The organism is Nordella sp. HKS 07, from assembly GCF_011046735.1.
Classification (GTDB): Bacteria; Pseudomonadota; Alphaproteobacteria; order Rhizobiales; family Aestuariivirgaceae; genus Taklimakanibacter.
On sequence record NZ_CP049258.1, the window covers coordinates 136,004 to 160,448 of the forward strand.

The 24,445-nt window shown below is 62.3% G+C and carries 25 protein-coding genes; 12 read left to right on the forward strand and 13 right to left on the reverse strand.

What is annotated here, in order from left to right:
- Position 1 precedes the first annotated feature (1 nt).
- From G5V57_RS00620 to G5V57_RS00630, 3 genes are all read right to left on the reverse strand, one after another.
- On the reverse strand, positions 2–1,408 hold the full coding sequence (locus tag G5V57_RS00620) for an amidase (RefSeq protein WP_165165678.1): 1,407 nt from the start codon (positions 1,406–1,408) through the stop codon (positions 2–4).
- Between the two features lie 103 nt (positions 1,409–1,511).
- A complete protein-coding gene (locus G5V57_RS00625; protein WP_165165680.1) occupies positions 1,512–2,213 on the reverse strand; it encodes an anti-sigma factor domain-containing protein in 702 nt (233 codons plus the stop codon).
- Entirely contained in the window at positions 2,200–2,790 is a 591-nt protein-coding gene (locus tag G5V57_RS00630) for a sigma-70 family RNA polymerase sigma factor (protein ID WP_206530158.1), read from the reverse strand. Before G5V57_RS00630 ends, G5V57_RS00625 begins: the two co-directional genes overlap by 14 nt.
- A gap of 487 nt (positions 2,791–3,277) precedes the next feature.
- Between G5V57_RS00630 and G5V57_RS00635 the strand changes: the two genes are divergently transcribed.
- Positions 3,278–3,475: a hypothetical protein gene (locus tag G5V57_RS00635; RefSeq protein ID WP_165165682.1), complete on the forward strand. Its 198-nt coding sequence runs from the start codon at positions 3,278–3,280 to the stop codon at positions 3,473–3,475.
- Between the two features lie 126 nt (positions 3,476–3,601).
- Here the strand turns inward: G5V57_RS00635 and G5V57_RS00640 are convergent, their stop codons facing one another.
- Complete coding sequence (locus tag G5V57_RS00640) at positions 3,602–4,462, reverse strand: DMT family transporter (RefSeq protein WP_165165684.1); 861 nt, start codon at positions 4,460–4,462, stop codon at positions 3,602–3,604.
- 90 nt (positions 4,463–4,552) lie between these two features.
- On the opposite strand from G5V57_RS00640, the gene G5V57_RS00645 reads away from it, so the two are divergent.
- Positions 4,553–5,974 (forward strand): PLP-dependent aminotransferase family protein, encoded by a 1,422-nt coding sequence (locus G5V57_RS00645; RefSeq protein WP_165165686.1) that lies wholly within the window; start codon positions 4,553–4,555, stop codon positions 5,972–5,974.
- Here the strand turns inward: G5V57_RS00645 and G5V57_RS00650 are convergent.
- On the reverse strand, positions 5,961–6,548 hold the full coding sequence (locus tag G5V57_RS00650) for a L,D-transpeptidase (RefSeq protein ID WP_206530159.1): 588 nt from the start codon (positions 6,546–6,548) through the stop codon (positions 5,961–5,963). The two genes, G5V57_RS00645 and G5V57_RS00650, sit on opposite strands and share 14 nt — an antisense overlap.
- Positions 6,549–6,700: 152 nt before the next feature.
- On the opposite strand from G5V57_RS00650, the gene G5V57_RS00655 reads away from it, so the two are divergent.
- The 6 genes from G5V57_RS00655 to G5V57_RS00680 all read left to right on the forward strand — a co-directional run bounded on the left by G5V57_RS00655 (position 6,701) and on the right by G5V57_RS00680 (position 13,540).
- A complete protein-coding gene (locus G5V57_RS00655; protein WP_165165496.1) occupies positions 6,701–7,027 on the forward strand; it encodes a hypothetical protein in 327 nt (108 codons plus the stop codon).
- Between the two features lie 51 nt (positions 7,028–7,078).
- The gene (locus G5V57_RS00660) at positions 7,079–7,705 is read left to right on the forward strand and encodes a hypothetical protein (RefSeq protein WP_165165690.1); all 627 of its coding nucleotides are present in this window, start codon (positions 7,079–7,081) and stop codon (positions 7,703–7,705) included.
- 196 nt (positions 7,706–7,901) lie between these two features.
- A complete protein-coding gene (carB, locus tag G5V57_RS00665; RefSeq protein WP_165165692.1) occupies positions 7,902–11,285 on the forward strand; it encodes a carbamoyl-phosphate synthase large subunit in 3,384 nt (1,127 codons plus the stop codon).
- Positions 11,286–11,612: 327 nt separating this feature from the next.
- Positions 11,613–12,086, forward strand: a complete 474-nt coding sequence (gene greA, locus G5V57_RS00670) for a transcription elongation factor GreA (protein WP_165165694.1) — start codon at positions 11,613–11,615, stop codon at positions 12,084–12,086.
- A gap of 183 nt (positions 12,087–12,269) precedes the next feature.
- Positions 12,270–12,590, forward strand: a complete 321-nt coding sequence (locus G5V57_RS00675; protein WP_206530160.1) for a DOPA 4,5-dioxygenase family protein — start codon at positions 12,270–12,272, stop codon at positions 12,588–12,590.
- Between the two features lie 254 nt (positions 12,591–12,844).
- Positions 12,845–13,540, forward strand: a complete 696-nt coding sequence (locus G5V57_RS00680; RefSeq protein WP_165165695.1) for a Crp/Fnr family transcriptional regulator — start codon at positions 12,845–12,847, stop codon at positions 13,538–13,540.
- A gap of 13 nt (positions 13,541–13,553) precedes the next feature.
- Here the strand turns inward: G5V57_RS00680 and G5V57_RS00685 are convergent, their stop codons facing one another.
- From G5V57_RS00685 to G5V57_RS00705, 5 genes are all read right to left on the reverse strand, one after another.
- On the reverse strand, positions 13,554–14,849 hold the full coding sequence (locus tag G5V57_RS00685; protein ID WP_165165697.1) for a phenylacetate--CoA ligase family protein: 1,296 nt from the start codon (positions 14,847–14,849) through the stop codon (positions 13,554–13,556).
- A 69-nt stretch (positions 14,850–14,918) separates the two neighbouring features.
- Positions 14,919–15,701 carry a class I SAM-dependent methyltransferase gene (locus tag G5V57_RS00690; RefSeq protein WP_165165699.1) on the reverse strand — a complete coding sequence of 261 codons (783 nt, stop codon included), beginning with the start codon at positions 15,699–15,701 and terminating at the stop codon, positions 14,919–14,921.
- Between the two features lie 136 nt (positions 15,702–15,837).
- Complete coding sequence (locus G5V57_RS00695) at positions 15,838–16,317, reverse strand: glutathione peroxidase (RefSeq protein WP_165165701.1); 480 nt, start codon at positions 16,315–16,317, stop codon at positions 15,838–15,840.
- The gene (locus tag G5V57_RS00700; protein WP_246737480.1) at positions 16,310–17,518 is read right to left on the reverse strand and encodes a benzoate/H(+) symporter BenE family transporter; all 1,209 of its coding nucleotides are present in this window, start codon (positions 17,516–17,518) and stop codon (positions 16,310–16,312) included. The genes G5V57_RS00695 and G5V57_RS00700 overlap by 8 nt, the downstream gene beginning before the upstream one ends.
- Complete coding sequence (locus tag G5V57_RS00705; protein WP_165165703.1) at positions 17,515–17,988, reverse strand: Lrp/AsnC family transcriptional regulator; 474 nt, start codon at positions 17,986–17,988, stop codon at positions 17,515–17,517. Before G5V57_RS00705 ends, G5V57_RS00700 begins: the two co-directional genes overlap by 4 nt.
- Positions 17,989–18,272: 284 nt before the next feature.
- On the opposite strand from G5V57_RS00705, the gene trxB reads away from it, so the two are divergent.
- The 4 genes from trxB to G5V57_RS00725 all read left to right on the forward strand — a co-directional run bounded on the left by trxB (position 18,273) and on the right by G5V57_RS00725 (position 21,751).
- Entirely contained in the window at positions 18,273–19,235 is a 963-nt protein-coding gene (trxB, locus tag G5V57_RS00710; protein WP_165165705.1) for a thioredoxin-disulfide reductase, read from the forward strand.
- 59 nt (positions 19,236–19,294) lie between these two features.
- Positions 19,295–20,182 carry a LysR family transcriptional regulator gene (locus G5V57_RS00715; protein ID WP_165165707.1) on the forward strand — a complete coding sequence of 296 codons (888 nt, stop codon included), beginning with the start codon at positions 19,295–19,297 and terminating at the stop codon, positions 20,180–20,182.
- Positions 20,183–20,188: 6 nt separating this feature from the next.
- On the forward strand, positions 20,189–21,151 hold the full coding sequence (locus G5V57_RS00720) for a small ribosomal subunit Rsm22 family protein (protein WP_165165708.1): 963 nt from the start codon (positions 20,189–20,191) through the stop codon (positions 21,149–21,151).
- A 132-nt stretch (positions 21,152–21,283) separates the two neighbouring features.
- Entirely contained in the window at positions 21,284–21,751 is a 468-nt protein-coding gene (locus G5V57_RS00725; RefSeq protein WP_165165710.1) for a hypothetical protein, read from the forward strand.
- 16 nt (positions 21,752–21,767) lie between these two features.
- Here G5V57_RS00725 and G5V57_RS00730 read toward each other — a convergent pair whose 3' ends face one another.
- The 3 genes from G5V57_RS00730 to G5V57_RS00740 form a co-directional block, all read right to left on the reverse strand.
- Positions 21,768–22,367, reverse strand: coding sequence for a LysE family translocator (locus G5V57_RS00730; protein ID WP_165165712.1), 600 nt, complete (start codon positions 22,365–22,367; stop codon positions 21,768–21,770).
- A gap of 470 nt (positions 22,368–22,837) precedes the next feature.
- On the reverse strand, positions 22,838–23,800 hold the full coding sequence (gene msrP, locus G5V57_RS00735; protein ID WP_165165714.1) for a protein-methionine-sulfoxide reductase catalytic subunit MsrP: 963 nt from the start codon (positions 23,798–23,800) through the stop codon (positions 22,838–22,840).
- A gap of 338 nt (positions 23,801–24,138) precedes the next feature.
- Entirely contained in the window at positions 24,139–24,333 is a 195-nt protein-coding gene (locus tag G5V57_RS00740) for a hypothetical protein (RefSeq protein ID WP_165165716.1), read from the reverse strand.
- Between the last annotated feature and the right edge of the window lie 112 nt (positions 24,334–24,445).

Here is a 24,445-nt window from a genome sequence, read left to right on the forward strand (position 1 = left end):
GCTATCCCTTGAGCGCCGGCCTCTGCTTGTGCCAGTCGGTTGCCGCTTCATAGGCCTCGGCGGCCCTGAGCACGCCGTCATCATCGAACATGCGGCCGATGATGTGAAGACCAATCGGCAGGCCGGCCTTCGTGAAGCCGCACGGCACGCTCGCCGCCGGCTGCTGGGTGAGGTTGAAGGGATAGCTGAAAGGCGTCCAGTTCACCCATTTGCCGGTGCCATCGTCGGCGGGCGAGAGCTTGCCCGCCTCGAAGGCCGGGATCGGCAAGGTCGGCGTCACCAGGAGATCGTATTTTTGCATGAACTGCCGCATCTGCGTACCGAGCGCGCCCCGGGCCTTGACGGCGTCGAAATAATCCTCGGGCGTGATCTGCATCGACTGCTTCACGACATCGGCAAGCCCCGGATCGAGCAAGGCCAATTTCTCGGCGGGGAGCCGGCCGAGCAATGCGCGCGCGCCCGACCACCACAGCACGCGGAAGATCGGGCCTGGATCGTCAAATCCGGGATCGACCTTGTCGATCCTGGCGCCGAGCGAGCGCAGCACCTTGACCGCCTTGTCGACCGCTTGCGCCACTTCCGGATCGACCTCGGCATGGCCGAGCGCCGGGCTGAAGGCGATGCGCAGTCCCTTGATGCCCTTGCTGAGCTGCTTGACGTAGTCGCGCCCGTCATAGGGCAGCGAATGCCAGTCGCGTGCATCGGGCTTGGCGATGACATTCATCATCAGCGCTGCATCGGCGACGCGACGCGTCATCGGTCCGGTATGCGCCACGGTGCCGAAGGGGGAGAGCGGCCAGGCCGGCACGCGGCCGAAGGATGGCTTGTGTCCGAATATCCCCGAGAAGCCGGCCGGGATGCGGATCGAGCCGCCGCCATCGGTGCCGAGCGCCAAGGGCGCATAACCTGCGGCGACCGCGGCGGAGGAGCCACCCGAGGATCCGCCCGGCGTCTTCGTCACATCCCACGGATTGCGCGTGATGCCGGTGAGCGGCGAATCGGTGACGCCCTTCCAGCCGAATTCCGGCGTCGTGGTGAGGCCCAGAAGCACCGCGCCCTCTTCACGCAGACGCGCCACCGCCGGTCCGTCCTGATTCCAGGCCTGGTCGCGCTCGATTGTCTTCGAGCCGCGCAGCGTCGGCCAGCCCTTGACCAGGATGAGGTCCTTGACCAGCGCCGGCACGCCATCGACGGCGCCGAGGGGCTTGCCTTTGTGCCAGCGCGCTTCGCTCGCTTTCGCCTGCTTGAGCGCCGACTTCTCATCAACGAGGCACATCGCGTTGATGGCACCGTCATGCCGCGCGATCTGGGCCAGGCAGGCGCGTGTCACCTCGACGGGAGAGAGCTTTCTCTTCTTGTAGGATTTGACGAGCTGCGTCGCGCTCAGCCAATTGAGATCATCAGCCATGTCCCCTCCCGTTTCTTGAAAGCTTAGAGCATCGGACCGAAAAGTGCGAAGCGGTTTTCGGATAATCCGATGCGCAAATCAAATACGCGCTATCTGGCCGCAGTCATTCGGTGGCGACGAGCTTACCGGTATAGAGGACCGGCCCGGTCGGCGCGCCCGTCGGCGATCCGCCTTGTGGCTCGAGGCTGATGGCGAATACCGTCTCGCCCAATGTCGCGGGATCGACCTTGCCGAGCTGGCTCGCCGGGATCCTGAGACTCGCATCGATCACGCCGAGCGACTGCGGATTGGCGCGCCCGCCGCCCACCGCCCACAATTCGTAGGACTTGCCGGCTTCGGCCTGTGCGCCGAGCCGCTTCACGCTGATCGTGCCGTCCTTGAGATCGATCGCGGCGACGAAAGCAGGACCGGGCCCTTCGGGCTGCAGCACCGCGACATAGTTGCCGGGCGCCGGTTGCGACGTAGGCTTGAAGATGATGAACAGCGCCAGGGCCGCAGCGATGGCCGAGGCCGCCAGCGAGAGGCCGCGCCAGAAACTGAGACGCCTGCGAAGGGCGGCCACATTGCTGCTGGCACCGCCGAGATTCTCGACGCCGGCCAGGATGCGGTCCCGCAATTCGGGAGGCGGCGTGATACTGCGGGTGCCAAGAAGAAGCGGCGCCAGGTGCTGAGTCCACCGGTCGACCGCAGCGGCGAACTCCGTATCCTCGGCGATGAGCGTCTGCGCATGGAGGCGCTCCTCCGCCGGGAGCGTACGCAGCACATATTCGCCGGCCAGACTTTCAAGGTCCTCATCGAGCGCCATCGAGACACTCCTTGAGCGCGATCAGGCTGCGCCTCAGCAAAGTCTTGATGGTGGTGACCGGCCGATGGAAGCGCTCGGCCAGTTCCTCGCGACTGTAGCCTTGGCGATAGGCGAGCAGCACCAACTGCTGGCGCTCCTTCGGCAGGCCCTCCATGCAGTCGCCGAGACGGCGCAGCTCGCCCGCCTGTCCGGCGAGCGATTCGGGATCGGGTGATTCGTCCGCCATCGTCTCGTCGAGTTCGCTCGCCGCGGCGGCGAGCCGTTCCGCCGAGCGGCGTTTCAGATCTATCGCCTGGTTACGCGCGATGGTCGCCATCCACGCCATCGGGCTGGCGATCGTCTCGTCATAGGTCCGAGCCCGCTGCCAGATGCGCATGAAGGTCTCCTGAAGCGCGTCCTCGGCCAGCTCGCGGCGCGGCAGAATGCGCCCGATGATGCCGAAAAGACGGCCCGAAACAACGTCATAGAGTTGCCCGAAGGCGGCGCGGTCGCCTTGCGCCACTTGCGCCAGCAACTGCCTCAGATCGCTGTCCATCATTCCTGCAGCCAAAGGCATGAAAGTGATCAGGATAGCCATGGAACCCATTACGGGCCAGAGCCAATCTGGGGTGCAGGCAGGCCCGGAAACCTAAACGCCAGATGAACGTCATGTTCAGGATCGATTACGCTGCCATCGCCTAATGTCCTCTCCAACAACGCAGACGAGATGATGGAGAGCCAGAGATGACCATCGCACCAGATCACGAGGCGAAGACGCCGAACCACTGATTTCCCGAATTCCGGAAGGCGGTTGCCCGGTCTTACACCCGCCCTTCTCGCAGATTGTGTTTCTGTCTTCCGGAACCTTCCTCCCCAGCGGCTCACTGTCCCCCCTGATCCCCTCGAAGAGCCGCTCAACTAGGGCCCCCCCTGTCGGGGGCCCATTTTCTTTTCCGGGCGCTTTTTTTGAACATGGACAAGGTTTTAGGAGATTAACGCCAGATGAATGGCCTATTCAGGATCAGTTCTCCCAGCCCGTGGCATTGTCCTTGCAACGCTGAAAGTGAGTTTCGAGAGGGCCTGCGATGCGTATCTTAACGACGACACTGCTAGCTGCCGTGCTGCTCAATGCCGGGGCTTTCACCAGTGACAATCGCGCTTATCTGCGCGCCCGGACCGTCGTGGATACGAATGTCACCGTCATGAGCAAGAATCAGGCTTGGCCGGTGCGCAGCCAGATGACGATGGAACCCTGCTCGATCGCCTCCTGTGTCGGCGTCTGATCCTCCACGCCTCACGGATTTTGATCCCCTGGCTTGCCAAAGTCAGGGCTAGGCCGGAGGGCGCCGATGCGGACCAACGCCCCTCTCGATCCCGCTATTGTCGCCCTCCGGTTCCTCTCTTCCGCATCACGCGAAACGCTTCGCGCCCGCCACGCAGGCCACGATGCCGATCGTGACTGCGATCATTGCCGGGCTGACATATTCGCCGAGCAGCGCCGCTGAGATGACGAGGCCCATGAAGGGCTGCAGCAACTGCAGCTGGCCGACGGCCGCAATGCCACCGAGCGCTAGGCCGCGATACCAGAAGATGAAGCCCACCAGCATGCTGAACACCGACACATAGACGAGACCCAGCCAGGCCGGCATGCCGATGCCACTCCAGCTTTGCGGCCAGAAGGCGAGAAGCAAGGCGCCCATGACGGGCAGCGCGATGACGAGGGCCCAGGAGATCACCTGCCAGCCGCCAAGCTTGCGCGAGAGGCGAGCGCCTTCCGCGTAGCCCAACCCGCAGACGATGATGGCGGCGAGCATCAGCATGTCGCCGATCGGTGCTGCGGCAATGCCTTGCGCCAGCGCGAAGCCAACCACCAGGGCGCTGCCCAGAATCGAGAACAGCCAGAAGGCCGGCTTCGGCCGCTCACCGCCCCGAATCACCGCGAAGATCGAAGTGGCGAGCGGCAGCAGGCCGATGAAAACGATCGAATGGGCGGCGGTGACGTGCTGGAGGGCCAGCGCCGTCAGCAGCGGAAAGCCGACGACCACGCCGAATGCCGTGACGATCAAGGGAACGATGTCGCTTTTCTCCGGTCGCTGCTGGCGGAACAGGACAAGTAGAGCCCCCGCCAGAAGGGCCGCGATGGTGGCGCGCGCCACCGTGAGGAAGAGCGGATCGAAATCGAGCACCGCCGCGCGCGTCGCCGGCAGCGAGCCGCTGAAGATAACCACGCCGAGAAACCCGTTGATCCAGCCGATGGCGGTTCTGTCCATGGCGGCGTCTTGTGGCCGATGGCCTCTGGAAGCTCCAGAGACAGACGAGTACAATCAGGCTGAACTGTACTGGTGACAGGAGCAATACAGATGGATCAGGGCGTCCCGTCGCCGCCATCACCGGCCACGCGCGTGGACCAGGTCATCGCGGCCATCCGCGACCGCATCGCCCGCCGTCTTCTGACGCCGGGCGCCCGGCTCCCCTCCATTCGCGCTTTCGCCGACAGTCAAAACGTCTCCAAGTCTACGGTGGTGGAGGCCTATGACCGCCTGGTCGCCGACGGCACGATCGCCTCGCGCCGGGGCTCCGGCTTCTATGTCTCAGGCCCCATGCCGCCCCTGGCTTTGGCCGATGTCGGGCCCAGCCTTGACCGCGCCATCGACCCGCTCTGGGTGTCGCGCCAATCGCTCGAGGCGGGCGACAGGATGTTGAAGCCCGGCTGCGGCTGGTTACCCGGGTCCTGGATGCCGGAAGAGGCACTGCGCCGTGCCATCCGCTCCTTGAGCCGGCGAGAGCACATACCCTATCTCATCGACTACGATCGCCCGCGCGGGCTGGCGCCATTACGGCAGTTGCTGTCACGCCGCCTCGCCGACCAGGGCATCGAAGCGAAGCCCGACCAGATTCTTCTCGCGGATTCGGGCACTCAGGCGATCGACCTTCTCTGCCGCTTCCTGCTCGAGCCCGGCGACACCGTATTGGTCGATGATCCGTGCTATTTCAATTTCCTCGCCATGCTGCGCGCCCATCGCGCCCGTGTCGTCGGCGTCGCCTACACGCCTTCTGGTCCCGATCTCGACGCCTTCGCGAAGATCCTCGCCGTTGAGCGGCCACGCCTCTACATCACCAATTCGGCGCTGCATAACCCGACCGGCGCCTCCCTGGCCCCCGCCAATGCCCATCGCCTACTCAAGCTCGCTGAGGCGCATGGCCTCACCATCATCGAGGACAGCATCTTCGCCGATCTCGAGGCCGAGCCGGCGCCGCGTCTTGCCGCCTTTGACGGGCTTGAGCGCGTTGTCCATATCGGCAGCTTTTCGAAGACTCTGTCCGCCGCCTCGCGCTGCGGCTACATCGCCGCGCGTCCCGATTGGATCGACGGGCTCATCGACCTCAAGCTCGCGACATCCTTCGGCAGCGATCCCTTCTCGGCCGAGCTCGTCTTCACCGTCTTGAGCGATGGCGGCTACCGCAAGCATCTCGACAGTCTGCACCGGCGGCTGGCGCAAGCCATGGGCGAGACCCTGGCACGCCTCAAGTCGCTGGGATTCACCTCGTGGATCGTGCCCAAGGGCGGCATGTTCTTGTGGTGCAGGCTTCCGGACGGCGTCGATTCGGCCGATCTCGCGCGCCGGGCTCTTGCCGAGAATGTCGTCCTCGCGCCCGGCAATGTGTTCAGCCTGTCGCAAACGGCCGGCAGCTACATGCGCTTCAACGTGGCCCAGTCGCGCGATGCGCGGCTCTATGCGGTGCTTGAGAAAGCGCTCGCCGGCAACCTCAGTTCACGATGACCTTGGCGCCGATCCTGGCCCGGCCATAGAGGTCGATCACATCCTCGTTGGTGAGGCGGATACAGCCTGACGAGACGGCTTGGCCGATGGTCCAGGGCTGTGCTGTCCCGTGAATGCGGTACTCGGTGCCGCCCAGATAGAGCGCCCGGGCACCCAGTGGATTATTGGGGCCGCCTTCCATGAATTCCGGCAGATCGGGCTGGCGCTCCAGCATTTCCGCGGGCGGGCGCCAATCCGGCCATTCCGCCTTGCGGCTGATGTGCTCGCTGCCCTTCCAGGTGAAGCCCTGGCGTCCGACGCCGATGCCGTAGCGCAGCGCCTTGCCGTTATTGAGCACCAGATAGAGGTAGCGCTTGCGCGTCTCGATGATGATCGTACCCGGGCTCTCGGCCGAGGCATAATCCACTTCCTTGCGCTTGTATTTGGGATTGGGCTTGTAGGACCAGGGGCCGACCGTGAAATTCGTCTTGACCGCGGAATAGGCATTCGCATCCCGTTCCGCCTTGGCGGATGGCGCGAACAAAGCCAGTCCCGCAACAATAGCGATTCCCGCAACTCCCAGTGACTTCAGCATTCTGTCCCGCCCCAGTAAGCCAAGCCTGATCCGATTCAACGCCGCACGCCCCCCGGCCGTCAAGCCGGCGCTGTAGATGAACGGCAGATGAACGGCCTGTTCAGGGTTGATTTTCCGCCGCTGTGGCAAATTGGTCACGCTGGAGTACCGCCATGTCGAATCGTTGTCCCATTTTGATCGCCGCCGCCGTGAGTTTCGCCTGCTTCTCCGGGCTTCCGGCCCAGGCGGATTCCACTTTGCGCACATTCTTCAACCCGCAGGTCTACGGCAAGCCGGTCGCTCTGTGCATGTCGGACCGCGCCAGCTGCGGCAAGCCCACCGCCGACGCCTGGTGCCGCGAGCATGGCTTCGGCGAGGCGCTCGTCTTCGAGCGGCTTCTTACTGCCGACAAGTCGAAGGTCTTCCGCCAGATCAAATGCATCAGCCGCGAGCAGGCCGTCGCCGCCACGGCCGAGCATCCGGAAAGCGCCACGCCGTAATCCCGCCCTGATCGCAACTGAAAACTCACGGCCACCATTGCGTGATGGCCGATGCGAAATCTTACCCGACTCTCATTGTTCTCCTGTCTGCTCCTTGCATCGACGGGTGTCTCCGTTTGGGGCGAAACTGGCACTCCTCCAGTGCCAAGGACAGAACCCACACCTTCGGAGATCAGCGACAACAAGCTTCTCGAGAGCTGCCTCAGCTACGCTCTTGATCAGAACCCTAAATCCGCATCCGGCCGTCATCCCAAGGAGACCGCTCCTCTGGACCTGAAAGACGCCGTCGTTCCTCCAGCCCTGATAACTGAGACGGAGATCGTCGGCGATGTGCCCCCTCAAATTAGGATGTACCAGGGTCGATGGGCCCTAAGGCTTACGAATAAAACCTACATGCCCTACGCAGCCTTTGTCGAACGCCTGACCGCAACGGAGATGATCATAGCTCTTGTGATGAGACCTGAGGCGGGTCACAAGCTCGACCCAAGCAAGGGCTTTCGGCACAAGCTCGAATGGACCGGCGACGCATTTGTGGGCCGCAATATAGATTTATGGGGAGGCACGGGAACCACGACCCTTCTGATCGGAGTATCCCAGTTCGGAGACGCCATGGTCCTGGCCGTCGAAAACAACAAAGAAGCCAATCTCCTGGGGTGCCTGTTTTCCGAGCAGCCCTGATTTTCCTGACTTTTCAACTGCGGCGCCCCAGATCACGATCACTTCAGGTCGAGTCGACCTGAAGTGATAAACGTGATGGGAATCTCACGTTTGGCGCGTGATCGGACGGAAAACCGGTACCTACTTTTCCTGATCACCCGCTCGGGCTGATTCTCCTTGGCTTGGCGAGATTCCCCGTGTAGGGAACCCCCTCGCAATGCCAAAACGCACAGATATCAAATCCATCCTCATCATCGGGGCGGGGCCGATCATTATCGGCCAGGCCTGCGAATTCGATTATTCCGGCACTCAGGCCTGCAAGGCGCTGAAGGCCGAGGGCTATCGGGTCGTCCTGGTCAACTCCAATCCGGCGACCATCATGACCGACCCCGATCTGGCGGACGCCACCTATGTCGAGCCGATCACGCCCGAGGTCGTCGCCCGCATCATCGAAAAGGAGCGCCCGGACGCGCTCCTGCCCACCATGGGCGGCCAGACCGCGCTCAACACCGCCCTGTCCCTCAACCGCATGGGGGTCTTGGAGAAATACGGCGTCGAGATGATCGGCGCCAAGGCCGATGTCATCGACAAGGCCGAGGACCGCGAGCAATTCCGCGAGGCGATGAAGAAGATCGGCCTCGAAACCCCGAAATCCATGTTGGCCAATGCCTCGGCCCTGAAAGAGGCCGACCGCGACACCTTCGCCGCCGAGATCGAGCGGCTGAAGGCCGAAGGCGGCGATGTCGAGGCCTATGAGCGGCAATGGGCGGCGACCGAGCCAGAGCGGCTCAAACGCTACCGCAACCGCGCCATGGTCGAAGCCTTCGAGGCCATGCTCGAGATCGGGCTCCCCTGCATCATCCGCCCGTCCTTCACGCTCGGGGGCACCGGCGGCGGCATCGCCTATAACCGTGAGGAATTCTTCGAGATCATCGAGAGCGGCCTCGACGCCTCCCCCACCGCCGAAGTACTGATCGAGGAATCGGTGCTCGGCTGGAAAGAATATGAGATGGAGGTGGTGCGCGATCGCGACGACAATTGCATCATCATCTGCTCGATCGAGAATATCGACCCGATGGGCGTCCATACGGGTGATTCGATCACCGTCGCGCCGGCGCTGACCTTGACCGACAAGGAATATCAGATCATGCGCAACGCCTCGATCGCGGTGCTGCGCGAGATCGGCGTCGAGACCGGCGGCTCGAATGTGCAATTCGCCGTCAATCCGGAGAATGGCCGCCTCGTCGTCATCGAGATGAATCCGCGCGTGTCGCGCTCTTCCGCACTGGCGTCGAAGGCGACGGGCTTCCCGATCGCCAAGGTCGCGGCGCGCCTCGCCGTCGGCTACACGCTTGACGAACTCGCCAATGACATCACGGGCGGTGCGACACCGGCCTCCTTCGAGCCCACCATCGACTATGTGGTGACGAAGATCCCGCGCTTTGCCTTCGAAAAATTCCCCGGCGCCGAGCCGACGCTGACCACCGCGATGAAATCTGTGGGCGAGGTCATGGCCATCGGCCGCACCTTCCAGGAATCGCTGCAGAAGGCCTTGCGTGGTCTCGAGACCGGTCTGACGGGCCTCAACGAAGTGAAGATCGACGGCCTGGGCGAAGATGACGACAGGAACGCCATCCGCGCCGCTCTGGCCGCCCCCCGCCCCGATCGCATCCTCAAAGTGGCGCAGGCCTTGCGCCTGGGCGCGACGGTCGGCTGGATCCATGCCGCCTGCAAGTATGATCCGTGGTTCATCCGCGAGATCGACGGCATCGTGAAGATGGAAAAGACGATCCGCGAACGCGGCCTGCCGAAGGACGCGGTCAACCTGCGCCGTCTCAAATCCATGGGCTTCTCCGACCGCCGGCTGGCCGAGCTCATCCGCATGAGCGAGGACAAGGTGCGCGCCCATCGCCACAAGCTCGGCGTCAGGCCGGTCTTCAAGCGCATCGATACCTGCGCCGCCGAATTCGCCTCGCCGACCGCTTACATGTACTCGACCTACGAGACGGGACTTGCCGGCGACGACGGCAATGAGGCGCGGCCCTCAGACAAGCAAAAGGTCATCATCCTGGGCGGCGGGCCCAACCGCATCGGCCAGGGCATCGAATTCGACTATTGCTGCTGCCATGCGTGCTTCGCGCTGCATGATGCGGGCTATGAATCGATCATGGTCAATTGCAATCCCGAGACCGTGTCGACCGACTATGACACGTCAGACCGGCTTTACTTCGAGCCGCTGACTGCCGAGGACGTGCTGGAGATCATCGCGACCGAACAGTCGAACGGCACGCTCAAGGGCGTCATCGTTCAATTCGGCGGCCAGACTCCGCTCAATCTTGCCCATGCGCTGGAAAGCGCCGGCGTGCCCATCCTCGGTACGACGCCCGACGCGATTGATCTCGCAGAGGATCGCGACCGCTTTGCCAAGCTTCTGAAGAAGATCAAGCTGCGCCAGCCGAAGAACGGCATCGCCCGCTCGGCCGCCGAGGCGCTCAAGATCGCCAAGTCCATCGGCTTCCCGGTGGTCATCCGCCCGTCCTACGTGCTGGGTGGGCGTGCCATGGAGATCGTGCGCGACGACGCGCAGCTCTCCCGCTACATAACCGAGGCGGTCGTCGTCTCGGGCGACAGTCCGGTGCTCATCGACTCCTATCTATCCAACGCCATCGAGGTCGATGTCGATGTCATTGCCGACGGCAAGGACGTGTTCGTTGCCGGCGTGATGGAGCATATCGAGGAAGCCGGTATCCACTCCGGCGACAGCGCCTGCTCGCTGCCGCCCCATTCGCTGAAAGCGCCGATCGTCGCCGAGATCGAGAAGCAGGCGCGCCAGCTCGCCCTCGCGCTCAATGTGACCGGCCTTATGAATGTGCAGTTTGCCGTCAAGGGCGACGACATCTACATTCTCGAGGTCAATCCGCGCGCCTCGCGCACCGTGCCCTTCGTCGCCAAGGTGATCGGCGAGCCGGTCGCCAAGATCGCCGCGCGCGTGATGGCGGGCGAGACTCTCGCGAGCTTCAAGCTCAAGCAGAAGAAGCTCACTCACGTCGCGGTCAAGGAAGCGGTGTTTCCCTTCAATCGTTTCCCGGGCGTCGATATTCTCTTGGGCCCCGAAATGCGCTCGACCGGCGAGGTCATAGGTCTCGACAAGACTTACGACATGGCCTTCGCCAAGAGTCAGCTGGGTGCGGGAATGCGCGTGCCGCTCGCCGGCACGGTTTTCATCTCGGTGAGGGATGCCGACAAGCAGCGCATCCTGCCCGCGGTGAAGAAACTTCTCGATCTGGGCTTCCGCGTCTGCGCCACGGGAGGCACCCAGCGCTATTTGGAGGCCAAGGGGCTCGATTGCGCCAAGGTCAACAAGGTTCTGGAAGGCCGGCCCAATGTCGTCGACGCCTTGAAGAACGGCGAGATCCAGCTCGTGCTCAATACGACGGAATCGAGATCCTCCGAATCGGACTCGAAGCCGATCCGCCAGACGGCGCTTCTGCAGAAGGTTCCGTATTACACGACGCTGCCCGGTATCCTGGCCGTGACCAAGGCCATCGCCGCGCTGAAGGCCGGAACGCTCGACGTGCGTCCGCTGCAGGACTATCAATGACGCTCTCCCCGCATGACTTCGGTCATGTGGGGCAGAAGTTCGTTCGGCGCGCATCAAACCACCCCTTACAATAGGGCAGAAGCGGTGCGAGGTCAGAAACCGCTGGCCGCAGCCGCTGCGTCCAACCCGAATTAGTCAGGCACGCGAACGACTTAACGGGACTCTTGAATTCCTCGCCGCCTTAAGCCATCTTTGTGGGCTGTTCCCTGTGACGGCCCTTCAGGACCGTTTACGGGGAAGTTGGTTTCCGCTCACACGGATATGATTTACCCCGGCGCGGGCTGATCGCCCCGACGGAAAGAATTGAACTGACGGAATTACGACGCCATGGAAAAGATTCCAATGACCGCGGCAGGACATGCCGCCATGATGGACGAGATCAAGCACCTCAAGTCGGTGGAGCGCCCGCGCATCATTCGCGCGATCGAGGAGGCACGCTCGCACGGCGACCTGTCGGAGAATGCGGAGTATCATGCCGCCAAGGAACAACAAGGCTGGACGGAAGCCCGCGTCGCCGAGCTCGAGGACAAGCTCAGCCGGGCCGAGGTGATCGACATCACGAAGCTGTCCGGCGACACGGTCAAATTCGGCGCCCGGGTCACTCTCGTCGATGAGGATACCGAGGACGAGGCCGCGTATCAGATCGTCGGCGAATTCGAGGCCGATGTTAAGAAGGGCCTCATCTCCGTGAGCTCGCCCATCGCGCGCGCCATCATCGGCAAACGCAAGGGTGATTCGGTCGAGGTCGCAACCCCGGGTGGCGGCAAGAGCTACGAGATCCTGCAGGTCAGATACAGCTGACAGCACTGATCAGAGCAGATCGAAGTTTTCAAGGCCGGGCCCCTGCCCGGCCTTAATCTTTTGCGATTGCCATTCTGAAGCAGCCGCCCAACCGGGATTCAAATTATGGCGACATGATCTTGCGTCCTCAATCGGAATGGAATGGATTTCCTGTGTAGACTGGCGGTGATATAGGAAATCATCATGATCACCGGCTATCACGCCCATGTCTATTACGACGCCCCGCAGCGCGCCGAGGCGCAACGCCTCTGCGAAACCGTGCGCGACCGTTTCAGCATCGCCATGGGCCGGCTCCACGATCAAGCGGTGGGACCGCATCCACGCGGCTCATGCCAGCTCACCGTCAGCCCCGAGCAATTCTCCGATGTCATTCAGTGGCTGATCGCCAACCGCGGCGGCTTCACCATCTTCGCCCATGCTCTGTCGGGCGACGAGATCAAGGACCACACCGATCACGTGATCTGGCTAGGGCCGTCGGAAGCGCTTGACCTTTCGAAGCTCTGAGAGCCGCGCGTCGGCAAGACCGATATCGCGCAGCATGCGCTCATTCAGGTGAGATATCCCGCTCAGGCGATGGCGTCCGAACAGAACGCTCAGCCAACTGACCAGACCGGATACTCTAGTCTTTTCCCCGCGCCGTGCCGTCGTATTCAGAAATCTGACCATCTTCAGCCTCGCTCGCTTTGTGCTAATCTTGCACCTATGCCAGCTTCATGACTGTGATCTGCCGCACAGACCATCCTGAGGAAAAAGACCATATGAGCGCCGAGACCATGCTCAAGAGCGACCCCGTATTTGCCATCATTGCGCGCACCGAGCCCTTTTCGGAGCTTTCCGATCCGCACCGGCAATCGCTCGCAAGCCTGTGCCGCATGCAGCGCTACGCCAAGGGCAATATCATCTTCAATATGGGCGAGGCGGGCGACGCGCTCTACGGCATCAAGAGCGGCCGCGTGCGTACCGCGATCCTGGGGCCGGACGGCAAGGAGATGACGCTCAACCTGTTCGGCCCGCAAGGTACCTTCGGTCTTGTCGGCTTTCTCGATGGGGGGCCGCGCATGGCGACCGCCACGGCGCTGGAGCCGTGCGAGATCTTCCGCCTGCCGCGCACCGCTTTTCTCTCCTTCATCCATGCCCATCCGGAAGTCGCGGTGCATGTGATCGGTTATCTGTGCGGCAAGCTGCGCGAGATCAAGGCCCGGATCGGGGAAACCGCGCTGCTGCCCCTGGCGGCCGCCCTCGCTCACCGTTTGCTGACACTCGCCGAGGATTTCGGCGACGACATCCCCTCCTCTCAGGAACAGCTGGCGAGTCTCGTCAATGCCAGCCGCGAGGCCGTCAATCGGCAATTGCAGGATTGGAAACGCCAGAACATTGTCGCGCTGCATCGCGGCGGGGTCAAAATCCTCGACCGTGAGCGCCTGGAAGAGGAAGCGACCGATCTCGGCGCATGATCAGATTTGCGCGTTATGAAACTCTACAGACGAACTCTTCAAACTTCCCGTTGGCGCCCGGTCGCAGCTGGTCGCGGAGTTGAAGGACCGTCATCCGGAAGGGATATTGCAGCGCCTTCTGAACGATCTCGACAAGAGCGTCCTCCTGCTCCTTGCTGATCTCATGATCCGTCACGACCTTGAATTCGATATGATCAAGCCCGGTCTGGATCAGCTGATATTGCCGGACCGGCGCCACACTGTCGAACGCGTGGAAGCCGACCAGCGGCCAGTTGCGTGCTCCGTCGGGCAGCCGCACGAGATTGCGCTCGCGTCCCATGATGCGCCTGAGCGTCGGAAGGCCGCGTCCGCAGGCGCAAGCCGCCCCAACCTCAGCATAGTCTCCGATTTCGTAGCGGATGAGCGGCGTTGCCAGATTGACGAGATCGCTCACCACCACGCGGCCGATCTCGCCTTGCTGGCAAGGCCGCCCGTGCTCATCGAGGACTTCGACGATGAGCGCCTCCGACATGACATGGTAGAGCCCGCTCACCGGACATTGGATGGCGATCGTGCCGACCTCCTGCGAGGAATAATTGTCCTCGATCTCGAGGCCGGTGATGACCTTCACCCGGGCGCGCAGCGCGGCCGGCACGGTTTCACCAATGGTCTTGATATGGCGCAGGCCCCCGAGATCGAAGCCCTCGCTCTCCCAGACCGCCGCAAAGGCGGCGAGATTGTTGGGATAGACGATGAGGAATTCGGGACGAAATCGTCGCAGCAGACGCAACTGCTCGCCGATGTCGGTCGTGATCGGAATGCCCTGCGCCTGGCCGGTCGTGAACAGATCGCGCGTCGGGGCGCCCCAATCCGTCATCTCGACATATTTGCCGACATTCGCACGGATGGAGCTCATGCGGCTGCTGAACTGGCGCCTGTGCCACAGATGATCGCGGATCGTGAATGCCGACCAGTACAGGCGGTTGATCGCGGTCTTGCGGACACTGACCGGCTCGCCGGTCGAGCCTGAAGTCTTGGCCATACCGAGCGGCAGATGACGATAAGGCACCTGCTGCGCGAAAAAGCCCTCGCCCAATGCCTGCACATCGCGCCGTGACATCGGTGGGAGCTGGCGCAGGCGCTTGAGGCTGTTGAGATGGCTGAGGCCCGATGCCTTGAGCCGCGCCGCGAAAGCTGGCGAATGCGTCTTATGGTGCTCGCTGAGCGCATTGAGCTGGCGCGCCTGGCCTTCCGCCAGAGTCGCCGGCTCCAGCCATTGCGTCGCCTCGAGCTGGGCAAGGAGCGCCGTCAGAACGGCATTGTCGCCCATTCTGATCGGGGGCCAGAGCGCCCCTTCGACATCCGATCTTTGCGGAGCGTTCTTCAGATGCGCCCAACCCTAGTGTTTGCTGAAGGCGAGCATAGGACAGCACTCGGCCAGATCATAGCGGCCACTGGGCTCGAAGCGGACATTGGACATGCCCCCCGGCAGGGCGTTCAGGAATTCCTGGCGGCTGGGAAAGACATAGAGGGTCGGCGAGCCCCGATAGATATCGATCATGTCGATGATCTCGCGCGGCCAACCGGTATCGCGGGCAAGCCGGTCGCGATCGGGAAAGAGTTCGTTGAAGCGCTCGCGAATGAGCACGACGGGCAGCGCCGCCCCGCAGGTCTCGGCCAGATGCATGGCCAGTTGCCATTTGAACGCATGGAAATTGAGGCTGGCGCGACGGCTGCCCAGGTCGAGAAGCTGATCCTGCGTGAACGGCTGCATGGGCCGTTCATAGAGCCGGCAGGCGAAACGTCCGCCGGGCGCCAGGAGATCGACGACGCGTTCGAAGAGCAGCCGCACTTCGCGCAAGGAGCTGACAGCGTTCAGGCTGCCGTCGCCGACGGCGGCGGCGAAATGGTTTTTGGGCTCATTCAGATCCAGCCAGTCGGCAGGCAAGACCTTGCGCGTCTCCGTATCGCCCGGCCAGGTGCGGTCGATCATCGCCTTGTTCTTGTCGACGCCGAGCACATTTTCGAAGGCCTGCGCTAGTTCCGGCGTGACGCCCAGCAGCAGGACGGGCCCGGTGACCGGGCCGATGAGCTCTTTGACCTTGGCGACGATTTGCGCGTCGGGCCGCAAAGGCGGCACGAGCTTGGACCAGCTTGCAGGGTACCTCTGCCAGTGCGTCATATTAACTGCCGTCAACAAAAGCGGGGCCCCCCTTTTCTCCGTAGCCGAACGCCCCAGCGATGACCAGCGTCCTCATGGACGTCATCTGTCGCGATCGGGCCACAGGGGAAATGCGGAAAAAGTGAGGTTCCCAGGCCTATCCCAGGAGCTTCGCCAACGCCTTGGCGATCTTGGGGCCTGTCGGCTTGGTCTGGCTCGAAAACCAGTCGACGAAGGCGCCGTCACGACCGATCAGATATTTGTGGAAGTTCCATTTGGGCCGGCCGAGCAGGCCCACTTCCTCATTCGCCCATTTGTAGAAAGGATGCGTGGCCTTGCCTTTCACATCGCTCTTCGCGGTCAGGGGGAAGGTGACGCCGTAATTCTTACGGCAGAAGGCACCGATCTCGGCTTCGGAGCCCGGCTCCTGCCCGCCGAACTGGTTGCAGGGCACACCGAGCACCACCAGGCCCTTGTCCTTGTTGGCCTGCCAGAGCTTTTCGAGTTCATCATATTGTGGCGTGTATCCGCATTCCGACGCCGTGTTGACGACGAGGATCGCCTTGCCGGCGAAATCCTTGAGCGGCAGCGTCTCGCCGGAGAGCCGCGTGAAGGTGAAATCATGGGCGTTAGCCATTGGACGTCCTCATCGATTGCAGATAGCGCGCGCCATAAAGGACCAGGCCTGCCACCAGTCCCCAGAAGGGTGCGCCGACGCCATAAATCGTGATGCCGGAAGCCGAGACGAGGAAGGTGGCGAGCGCCGCCTCTATCTCGTTCTTCTCCTTGAACATCGCCGTGGCGCTGCCCAACAGCGGCGCGAAGAGAGCGAGCCCTGCGATCGCGATTATGAGCGGCTTGGGCAGGCTTCCCAATATGTCGACGAAGCTCGCCGCGGCGAAGCCGACCAGGAGATAGAGGATGGCATAGGGCCAGGCGACCAGCCAGCGCTTGGCCGGATCGGGATGGGCCTCGGGCCCCGTCACGATCGAGGCAGTGATCGCCGCGAGATTGACCTGATGCGCGCCGAAAGGTGCAAAGGCGATCGAGCCGAGCCCGGTCACCCACAAAGAGCCGGTGACCGGCGGCTGATAGCCGGACGCCTTCAGCACGGCGAAGCCGGGCAGATTCTGCGATGCCATGGTCACGAGATAGAGCGGCAGGCCGAGCCCCACGATCACCGGCCAGTTGATGGCCGGGGTGGTCCATACCGGCTGGGTGATGCTCAGGGAGCAGCAATCCTGGCCGAATGTGCCTGAGAATGCCGCCAGAACGATCCCGACCGCGACAACGACCGGAACGGCGAAAAGCGGCTGCCAGACGCGCAGGGCGAAAAAGATGACGACCAGCGGCAGCACCAGATAGGGAAGCTCGATCGCCGCCCCCGGCACGCCCATCGTGTAGCGCAGCAAAACGCCCGCCAGCATGCCGGCGGCGATGGAGGCCGGAATCCTCTCGATGAGCCGCGCCACCGGCTTGAACAGTGCGGTGACGCACATGAGGACACCGGCGGCGATGAAGGCGGCGATGGCGCTGCGATAGTCGATGCCGGCGCCGGCGCTTGTGGCGATGAGCGCCGCGCCTGGCGTCGACCAGGCGGTGATAATCGGGATCTTGTAGCGCCGGCTCAGGATCAGGGTCGTGACCGCCTGGCCGATACAAAGAGCTGCCGCCCAGGACGCCTTCTCGGCCGCACTGGCACCGACCGCGTCGGCGGCCTCCATGATGAGGAGGATGGTCGACGTGAAGCCGACCACCACGGCGGTAAGCGCCGAAGAGGTCAGGCTGAACCAGCCCTTGGCGGAGGTCCCGCGCATCGGTTCGGTGATGTCGCTCATGCAATGGGAATTCCGGGTTCGTATTTCTCGCGCCGGAGTATGAGCGTTGTCTTCACGCTGTCGACATTGGCGGCGGCGGTCAGGTCCTTGATGATGAAATCCTGCATCGCGTGGAGATTTGCCCCCACGCATTTGAGCATGAAATCGGCCTCGCCCGAGACCGCATAGCATTCGCGTACCAGGGGCCAGGTCCTCACCCGTTCGACGAAGCCCGCAAGCTCGGCCTCGGCCTGGCTTTTGAGCCCGACCATGGCAAAGACCATGATCTCGAAGCCGAGCTTTTCGGCATCGAGCACGGCCCGGTAGCCGGAAATGTAGCCAGCCTCCTCCAGCGCCCTCACCCGACGCAGGCAGGGCGGCGGGGAAAGTCCCACCTTTTCAGCCAGTTCTACATTGGTGATACGGCCATTGTCCTGGAGGGTCTTGAGTATCCTCCAATCTATGGCGTCAAGCTGCCCCGTGACCGTCATGCGCCGGACTATAGCAATAAAATTTCAATAGGCCACAATCCCCTCTCATCGGGGAAGAATATGATCGATTTCCTATACTTCCGAGGCAGGCGATTCGCCTACGCCTCAGCGTCCGGTCGCCCGCGATTGCGCGGGGGCATTGCACTTGTGCCTAGCTATGCACAACTCATGGTCAAAGGGTTGAGAAAGGCCCCAAATAAGCTATGCTGTAATGTCATACCACCAGAGCGCTTTCAGCCCCGCCTGATTTTCGCGAAGGAAGCGTTCGTGAAGAGGAGCAAGCCATGACTGACCGTCATGCCCGTGTCCTGATCCTTGGGTCAGGGCCAGCCGGATACACGGCCGCGATCTATGCGGCGCGCGCCATGCTGAAGCCGCTGATGATTCAAGGCATCCAGCCCGGCGGACAGATGACGATCACCACGGATGTGGAAAACTATCCGGGTTTCGCCGACGTCATTCAGGGCCCCTGGCTGATGCAGCAGATGGAGGCCCAGGCCCGTCATGTCGGCACCGAGATCATCTCCGACCACATCGTCGAGGTGAAGCTCAATCAGCGTCCCTTCTGGCTCAAGGGCGACTCGGGCCAGGTCTATACGTGCGACGCGCTGATCATCGCGACGGGCGCTCAGGCGCGCTGGCTGGGCCTGCCCTCCGAGCAGCGCTTCCAGGGCTTCGGCGTCTCCGCCTGCGCTACCTGCGACGGATTCTTCTACCGCGACAGGAAGGTGATGGTCGTGGGCGGCGGCAATACCGCGGTCGAGGAGGCCCTCTTCCTCACCAATTTCGCGAGCGAAGTGACCGTCGTTCACCGCCGCGACCATTTCCGCGCCGAGAAGATCCTGCAGAACCGTCTTTTTGCCAATCCCAAGATCAAGGTCATCTGGGACGCGGTGCTCGAGGAGGTCGAAGGCGCCGATGATCCTAAGGGCGTCACCGCGGCGAAGATCAAGAACGTAAAGACGGGAGCGGTTCAGACGCTACCCGTGGAAGGCGTCTTCATCGCCATCGGCCACAAGCCCTCGACCGAGCTCTTTGTCGGCCAGCTGCCGCTGAATGCCGGCGGCTACCTCATCACGGAAGGCCGCTCTACCGCGACCGCCATTCCGGGCGTCTACGCCGCGGGCGATGTGACCGACGATGTCTACCGCCAGGCGGTGACGGCGGCCGGCATGGGCTGCATGGCCGCGCTCGAAGTGGAGCGCTGGCTCGCCGCTCAGGAGCATCTGCGCGAGGCGGCCGAGTAACGATAAGAACATCCAATACACCGCGCACGCGTGCGCTGCGGTAATGAAGAAGCATGGCAATGGATTGGGACAAGCTCAGAATATTTCACGCGGTCGCGGAAGCCGGCTCGTTCACGCATGCCGGCCACGATCTCGGGCTTTCGCAATCGGCGGTGAGCAGGCAGATCAGCTCGCTCGAGCAGGATCTGAACGTGGCGCTATTCCACCGCCATGCCAGGGGCCTCATCCTCACCGAACAGGGCGAGGTGCTCTTCCGCACCGCGCATGACGTCTTCGCCAAGCTCGCCGCGGCGCAGACGCGTCTCATGGATTCGAAGGATAAGCCGACCGGCGAATTGCGCATCACCACCACGGTGGGCTTGGGCTCGGTGTGGCTCACCCCGCATCTGACCGAATTCACCGACCTCTATCCGCAGATCCAGGTCACCTTGATGCTGGACGACCGCGAGCTCGATCTCGCGATGCGCGAGGCGGATGTGGCGATCAGGCTGCGCCGCCCGGTGCAGCCCGACCTCATCCAGCGCAAGCTCTTCACGGTGCATCACCACATCTATGCGGCGCCGGAATATATAAAGAAGTTCGGCATGCCGAAGTCGGTCGAGGATCTCGACAATCACCGGATCGTCACCTTCGGCCAGGCGCCGACCTATCTCACCTCGATCAACTGGCTCGAGACCGCCGGCCGCTCGGATGGCGACGTCAGGCGGCCTTTCCTGCGCGTGAACAATGCCTATGGCTTGCGGCGCGTGGTCGAGGCCGGCGTCGGTATCGCCTCGCTCGCCGACTATATCGTCGGCAACAATTCTAGTCTGGTGCAGGTCAATCTGCCCGTCGAGACGCCGCAATTCGACACCTACTTCGTTTATCCTGAAGAATTGAAGGACTCGAAGCGCGTCACCGTCTTCCGCGACTTCCTCGTGTCGAAGGCGAAGGAGTGGAGCTTCTAGCTTTCGATGGAGCTTCCGGTTCTCCTGCGCCAGGCCGTCGACCAAGCGCTTGAGGGTGTGGCGTTGCCTGAGCTGACGCGTGCCGCCGCTGCTCTGTCGGAGCGCTATCGCGGCGAAACCCGGGATGGGCGATTGCATCTCTCGGACGATCTCGCGGCCAAGGCCTATCTCGCCACCCGCCTCCCCGCCACCTATGCCGCGATCCGCGCGGCGTTGACCGAGCTTGCGGCAAGACGGCCGGACTTCGCACCGAGGAGCCTGCTCGATGTCGGCGCCGGCCCCGGCACGGCGCTGTGGGCCGCCGCCGATTCCTGGCCCAGCCTCGCCTCGGCGCGACTCTTCGAAGCCTCTGGCGCTATCCGCAAATGGGGCGAGACGCTCGCCGAAGCGTGCCCGGTCGCCGATATCACCTGGCAGTCGGGCGACGCGGCCAAGGGCATCCCGGCCCAGGACCGGGCCGATCTCGTTTCCCTCACCTATGTGCTGAGTGAGCTCGCCCCCGAAACTCGGACCAGGCTCATCGACGATCTCTGGACCTTGACCGGCGATGTCCTGCTTTTGGTCGAGCCCGGCACGCCTAAGGGCTGGGAGCGCATCCTCGCGGCGCGCGACCGGCTGATCGCGCAAGGCGCCCGTCTCCTCGCCCCCTGCCCGCATCATTTGCCCTGCCCGATCAAAGCTCCGGACTGGTGCCACTTCTCCCGGCGCGTGGCGCGCTCGCGCCTGCATCGGCTGTCGAAACAGGCGGACGTCCCCTGGGAGGACGAAAAATTCATCTATCTCGCCGCCTCGCGCCAGGCCGGTCTCATCGCCCAAGCCCGCATTGTTGCGCCACCGCGGGCAGGCAAAGGCCGCATCGACCTCAAACTCTGCGAGCAAGACGGCGTGTTGCAGGAGCGCACGATCAGCAAACGCGACGGCGCCTTATTCAAGTCAGCCCGCCGCCGCGATTGGGGCGAGATTCTATAGAGATCCACCCTGAACAAGAGTTCAAGGAAGAATAATGCCTATATGCATTGTTTTTGCTGGCAATGTCCGGCATCGGCCTGACAGAAGCGAAAGAACACTACGTTCCGACGAGCATTAGACGGCAATCAATACATGAACGACATCATCGGCGATTGGTATTCCCGGCGTCTGAAGGAAATGAGCGAACCTTCGCTGTCAGTGGCCGACGTCAAGGCGGAGACCTACCGGTTTGTCTGGCTGAGCGAATTGGATCGGTGGATGTCATTGCGGCTCACAATTGCCCCGGATCGCACAGCGGAACTGGTCACCAAGAAATCAAGCAGATACCGCCGCTCCGAGTTTGGTCCACTGGCGATAAACAAGAGAACGCAAATCAGTCAAAGGGAAACAGAGATACTGCTTGAGCTCCTCGAGCAAACCAACTTCTGGGATCTCGCATCCTATGCCCTCCCGTCTGGATTTGATGGCGACCAATGGATCGTCGAAGGTGTGAGGGATGGCAAGTATCACGTCGTGGAACGCTGGTCCGGCAGGGAACTCAGAGACTGGGTGCTGCTTTTGATGGAGAAGAGCGGCGCAGACCTGCAACCAATTGACTGATATGAAGGCCAGCCGCTCACCCATGCCAGAAGGCTGGCACGAGCGACAGGACCAGCAGCACCGCCATCGTCACGTTGAAGATGCGCAGCCGCCTCTTATCCTCGAGCCAGCGCCGAAGCCCCGTCCCGAACAGGATCCAGGTCGAGCAGCCGGGCACGCTCACCGCCATGAAAGTCAGCGTGAGAAGTGCCACCGAGAAAAGATGGGATTCGGGAATGGAATAGGTGGTGATTGCCGTGACCGCCATCACCCAGGCTTTGGGATTGACCCATTGGAAGGCGGCTGCTTGCAGGAAGCTCATCGGCCGGCCGGACGAGCGGCCTTCTCCAATCGATGTCGCGGTTGCGATCTTCCAGGCCAGAAACAGCATATAAGCGGCCCCGGCATAGCCAAGCAGCGTGTAGATCGACGGGTAGAGTTGGAAGAGCTCGCCCAGTCCCAGGCCAACGAGAATTGTCATCAGGCCCATTCCCAGCGTAATTCCAACCATGTGCGGCACGGTTGCACGGAAGCCGAAATTCACGCCCGAGGCGAGCAGCATCATCGTGTTGGGGCCCGGGGTGAACGTCATCACAATGGTGAAGATCAGCAGGGCCCAAAATAGGTCAAATCCCATGACCTAGTTGTGATCTCATTTCGCTTATATGTCGAGCCAAGGCCTGCCATGCGTTTCTGTGCCGTGCGCAAGAATTCCGGCCCGTTTCGATATCCCAACTCCTTGGAATCGATCAACTTCGCGAGTTTGTTGGATGGTTGTCCAAAGTCCTTATAAATCAATGCCATGCGAGTACGGCATGCCACCCATGAGATGTGTCAGCTTGTCTGACATAAGCAAATGAAGCATCTTCACATCGTCGCATTCATTGGGAATGCGCGAGCAGCGGAAGTTACTCCCTCCCCTTGTATCGCTCCGCTGATGTTTCCGGACCACCCTCACCCGGACCGGAGACGTCCCTTCACCGGGACAAGCCCATATCCTTGGCCGGACAGCTTTGTCCGGCCTTTTCTTTTGTTGCTCTTTCGACACGAAAGACACCGGATACAGCGGGAAGTTGCCGCTCCTAGCCTCGGCTCAACCCAGGGCACTCACATATAGAGCTTCTCGTTTTCGAGCCCGGTATAAAGTGCCGCGACGAACTCGCCGTAGCCGTTGAACAATTGCGTCGGGACCCGCTCACCGGTTCCCAGCACCTGTTCGGAGGCCTGGCTCCAGCGCGGATGCGGAACATCGGGATTCACATTCGCCCAGAAGCCATATTCGGAGGCCTGTAATTGCTCCCAGAGGCCGATGGGACGCTCGGTCACGAAACTCACCTTGACGATCGACTTGATCGATTTGAAACCGTATTTCCACGGCATGTGGATGCGGATCGGCGCCCCCATCGACTTGGCCACCGGCTTGCCATAGGCCCCTGTAACGACGAAGGTCAGGTCATGCATCGCCTCGGCCATGGTGAGTCCCTCGACATAGGGCCACGGCATGGAGCCGAAAAGGCCGGGCTGCTGACCAGAGGCCATCTCCGGATCGTTGAAGGTCTCGAAGCGGACATATTTGGCATCCGCTTTGGGCTTGGCGATCTCGACGAGCTTGCGCATCGGGAAGCCCGACCAGGGCACGACCATCGACCAGGCCTCGACGCAACGATGGCGGTAGATGCGCTCCTCGAGCGTCATCTTCTTCAGCAGATCATCGATGCCGATCGTGAAGGGCTTCTCGACCTCCCCGTCGACCGCGATCTCCCACGGACGGATCCGCAGATTCTCCGCCTCCGAGGCAATCGTCTTCGAAGTCCCGAATTCGTAGAAATTATTGTAGTTCGTATTGTATTTCTCGTCCGTGACGGCACGCCCGGCGTCTTTGAAAGCGGGATTGCGCGGTGCCGGATAGAGCCCCTGGGACGGGTCGCTGTCGGCGAGCGCGTTATCCGTGAAACCGGCCATGGCGGCCCCCGCGAGGCCGGCGAGGAGTGCCCGACGGTTCAGGAAGATCGGTTCGGGCGTCACCAGCCGTTCTGGAAGTTCCCACCCGATTTTTCGTTTGATCAGCATAGTGCGTGTCCTCAAGCCTTCGCCATCCGGATCACGGGGGCGGCAAAGCCCGACAGCCGCTATCCGGCATACTAGGCCGCGGCTCCGGTCAGGGCAATTCACGCTCCCGCGAGGGGCTTGCCCGCCCGTGGCTGGCCATACCCCTTATACGCTGAGGAGGAGCACCGAGTTACAGGCAAAGGAACGCCTGTTCGGAAATTTGATCGGCGTGAGCATAAGCTGATGATTGAAAGCGATCAGTTCCGGTACCGCGAAGCGATCACGGATACTGCCTGACATACGCGTCGGGAAACATATCGGTCCGCGGAGCGGACAGCAGCCGAAATTGCGCGGTGATCTCAATCGGCCACGGACGCCTTGGTGGCGGCGTCAAGCCGCTGCAGATTGCGCAGCAGATATGCGCGATCGATCAGGTAGGCTTTGCGGCAGCTGGTGCAGCGGGTGGTGAAGTGCGTCATCGCCCACGGGAAGGTCTTGACCGTGGTTGTTCCGCAATGTGGACAGTTAATGGAAATGACATCAGAATCTGACATCGGGATAGCCCCCTCTCCCGTTTGAACGATGTCATCGCTGTTAATTCAACTGTGGATGATCGTCAATTCCTATCCGGTGTCGCTAGCGAATTCTTGAACGGCTTTTTCATTG

What these genes read in the sequence shown, in the direction of transcription:
- G5V57_RS00620 (WP_165165678.1), bottom strand. Translation starts at nt 1,408, where the DNA reads ATGGCTGATGATCTCAATTGGCTGAGCGCGACGCAGCTCGTCAAATCC.
- G5V57_RS00625 (WP_165165680.1), bottom strand. Translation starts at nt 2,213, where the DNA reads ATGGCGCTCGATGAGGACCTTGAAAGTCTGGCCGGCGAATATGTGCTG.
- G5V57_RS00630 (WP_206530158.1), bottom strand. Translation starts at nt 2,790, where the DNA reads ATGGCTATCCTGATCACTTTCATGCCTTTGGCTGCAGGAATGATGGAC.
- G5V57_RS00635 (WP_165165682.1), top strand. Translation starts at nt 3,278, where the DNA reads ATGCGTATCTTAACGACGACACTGCTAGCTGCCGTGCTGCTCAATGCC.
- G5V57_RS00640 (WP_165165684.1), bottom strand. Translation starts at nt 4,462, where the DNA reads ATGGACAGAACCGCCATCGGCTGGATCAACGGGTTTCTCGGCGTGGTT.
- G5V57_RS00645 (WP_165165686.1), top strand. Translation starts at nt 4,553, where the DNA reads ATGGATCAGGGCGTCCCGTCGCCGCCATCACCGGCCACGCGCGTGGAC.
- G5V57_RS00650 (WP_206530159.1), bottom strand. Translation starts at nt 6,548, where the DNA reads ATGCTGAAGTCACTGGGAGTTGCGGGAATCGCTATTGTTGCGGGACTG.
- G5V57_RS00655 (WP_165165496.1), top strand. Translation starts at nt 6,701, where the DNA reads ATGTCGAATCGTTGTCCCATTTTGATCGCCGCCGCCGTGAGTTTCGCC.
- G5V57_RS00660 (WP_165165690.1), top strand. Translation starts at nt 7,079, where the DNA reads ATGCGAAATCTTACCCGACTCTCATTGTTCTCCTGTCTGCTCCTTGCA.
- carB (WP_165165692.1), top strand. Translation starts at nt 7,902, where the DNA reads ATGCCAAAACGCACAGATATCAAATCCATCCTCATCATCGGGGCGGGG.
- greA (WP_165165694.1), top strand. Translation starts at nt 11,613, where the DNA reads ATGGAAAAGATTCCAATGACCGCGGCAGGACATGCCGCCATGATGGAC.
- G5V57_RS00675 (WP_206530160.1), top strand. Translation starts at nt 12,270, where the DNA reads ATGATCACCGGCTATCACGCCCATGTCTATTACGACGCCCCGCAGCGC.
- G5V57_RS00680 (WP_165165695.1), top strand. Translation starts at nt 12,845, where the DNA reads ATGAGCGCCGAGACCATGCTCAAGAGCGACCCCGTATTTGCCATCATT.
- G5V57_RS00685 (WP_165165697.1), bottom strand. Translation starts at nt 14,849, where the DNA reads ATGGGCGACAATGCCGTTCTGACGGCGCTCCTTGCCCAGCTCGAGGCG.
- G5V57_RS00690 (WP_165165699.1), bottom strand. Translation starts at nt 15,701, where the DNA reads ATGACGCACTGGCAGAGGTACCCTGCAAGCTGGTCCAAGCTCGTGCCG.
- G5V57_RS00695 (WP_165165701.1), bottom strand. Translation starts at nt 16,317, where the DNA reads ATGGCTAACGCCCATGATTTCACCTTCACGCGGCTCTCCGGCGAGACG.
- G5V57_RS00700 (WP_246737480.1), bottom strand. Translation starts at nt 17,518, where the DNA reads ATGAGCGACATCACCGAACCGATGCGCGGGACCTCCGCCAAGGGCTGG.
- G5V57_RS00705 (WP_165165703.1), bottom strand. Translation starts at nt 17,988, where the DNA reads ATGACGGTCACGGGGCAGCTTGACGCCATAGATTGGAGGATACTCAAG.
- trxB (WP_165165705.1), top strand. Translation starts at nt 18,273, where the DNA reads ATGACTGACCGTCATGCCCGTGTCCTGATCCTTGGGTCAGGGCCAGCC.
- G5V57_RS00715 (WP_165165707.1), top strand. Translation starts at nt 19,295, where the DNA reads ATGGATTGGGACAAGCTCAGAATATTTCACGCGGTCGCGGAAGCCGGC.
- G5V57_RS00720 (WP_165165708.1), top strand. Translation starts at nt 20,189, where the DNA reads ATGGAGCTTCCGGTTCTCCTGCGCCAGGCCGTCGACCAAGCGCTTGAG.
- G5V57_RS00725 (WP_165165710.1), top strand. Translation starts at nt 21,284, where the DNA reads ATGAACGACATCATCGGCGATTGGTATTCCCGGCGTCTGAAGGAAATG.
- G5V57_RS00730 (WP_165165712.1), bottom strand. Translation starts at nt 22,367, where the DNA reads ATGGGATTTGACCTATTTTGGGCCCTGCTGATCTTCACCATTGTGATG.
- msrP (WP_165165714.1), bottom strand. Translation starts at nt 23,800, where the DNA reads ATGCTGATCAAACGAAAAATCGGGTGGGAACTTCCAGAACGGCTGGTG.
- G5V57_RS00740 (WP_165165716.1), bottom strand. Translation starts at nt 24,333, where the DNA reads ATGTCAGATTCTGATGTCATTTCCATTAACTGTCCACATTGCGGAACA.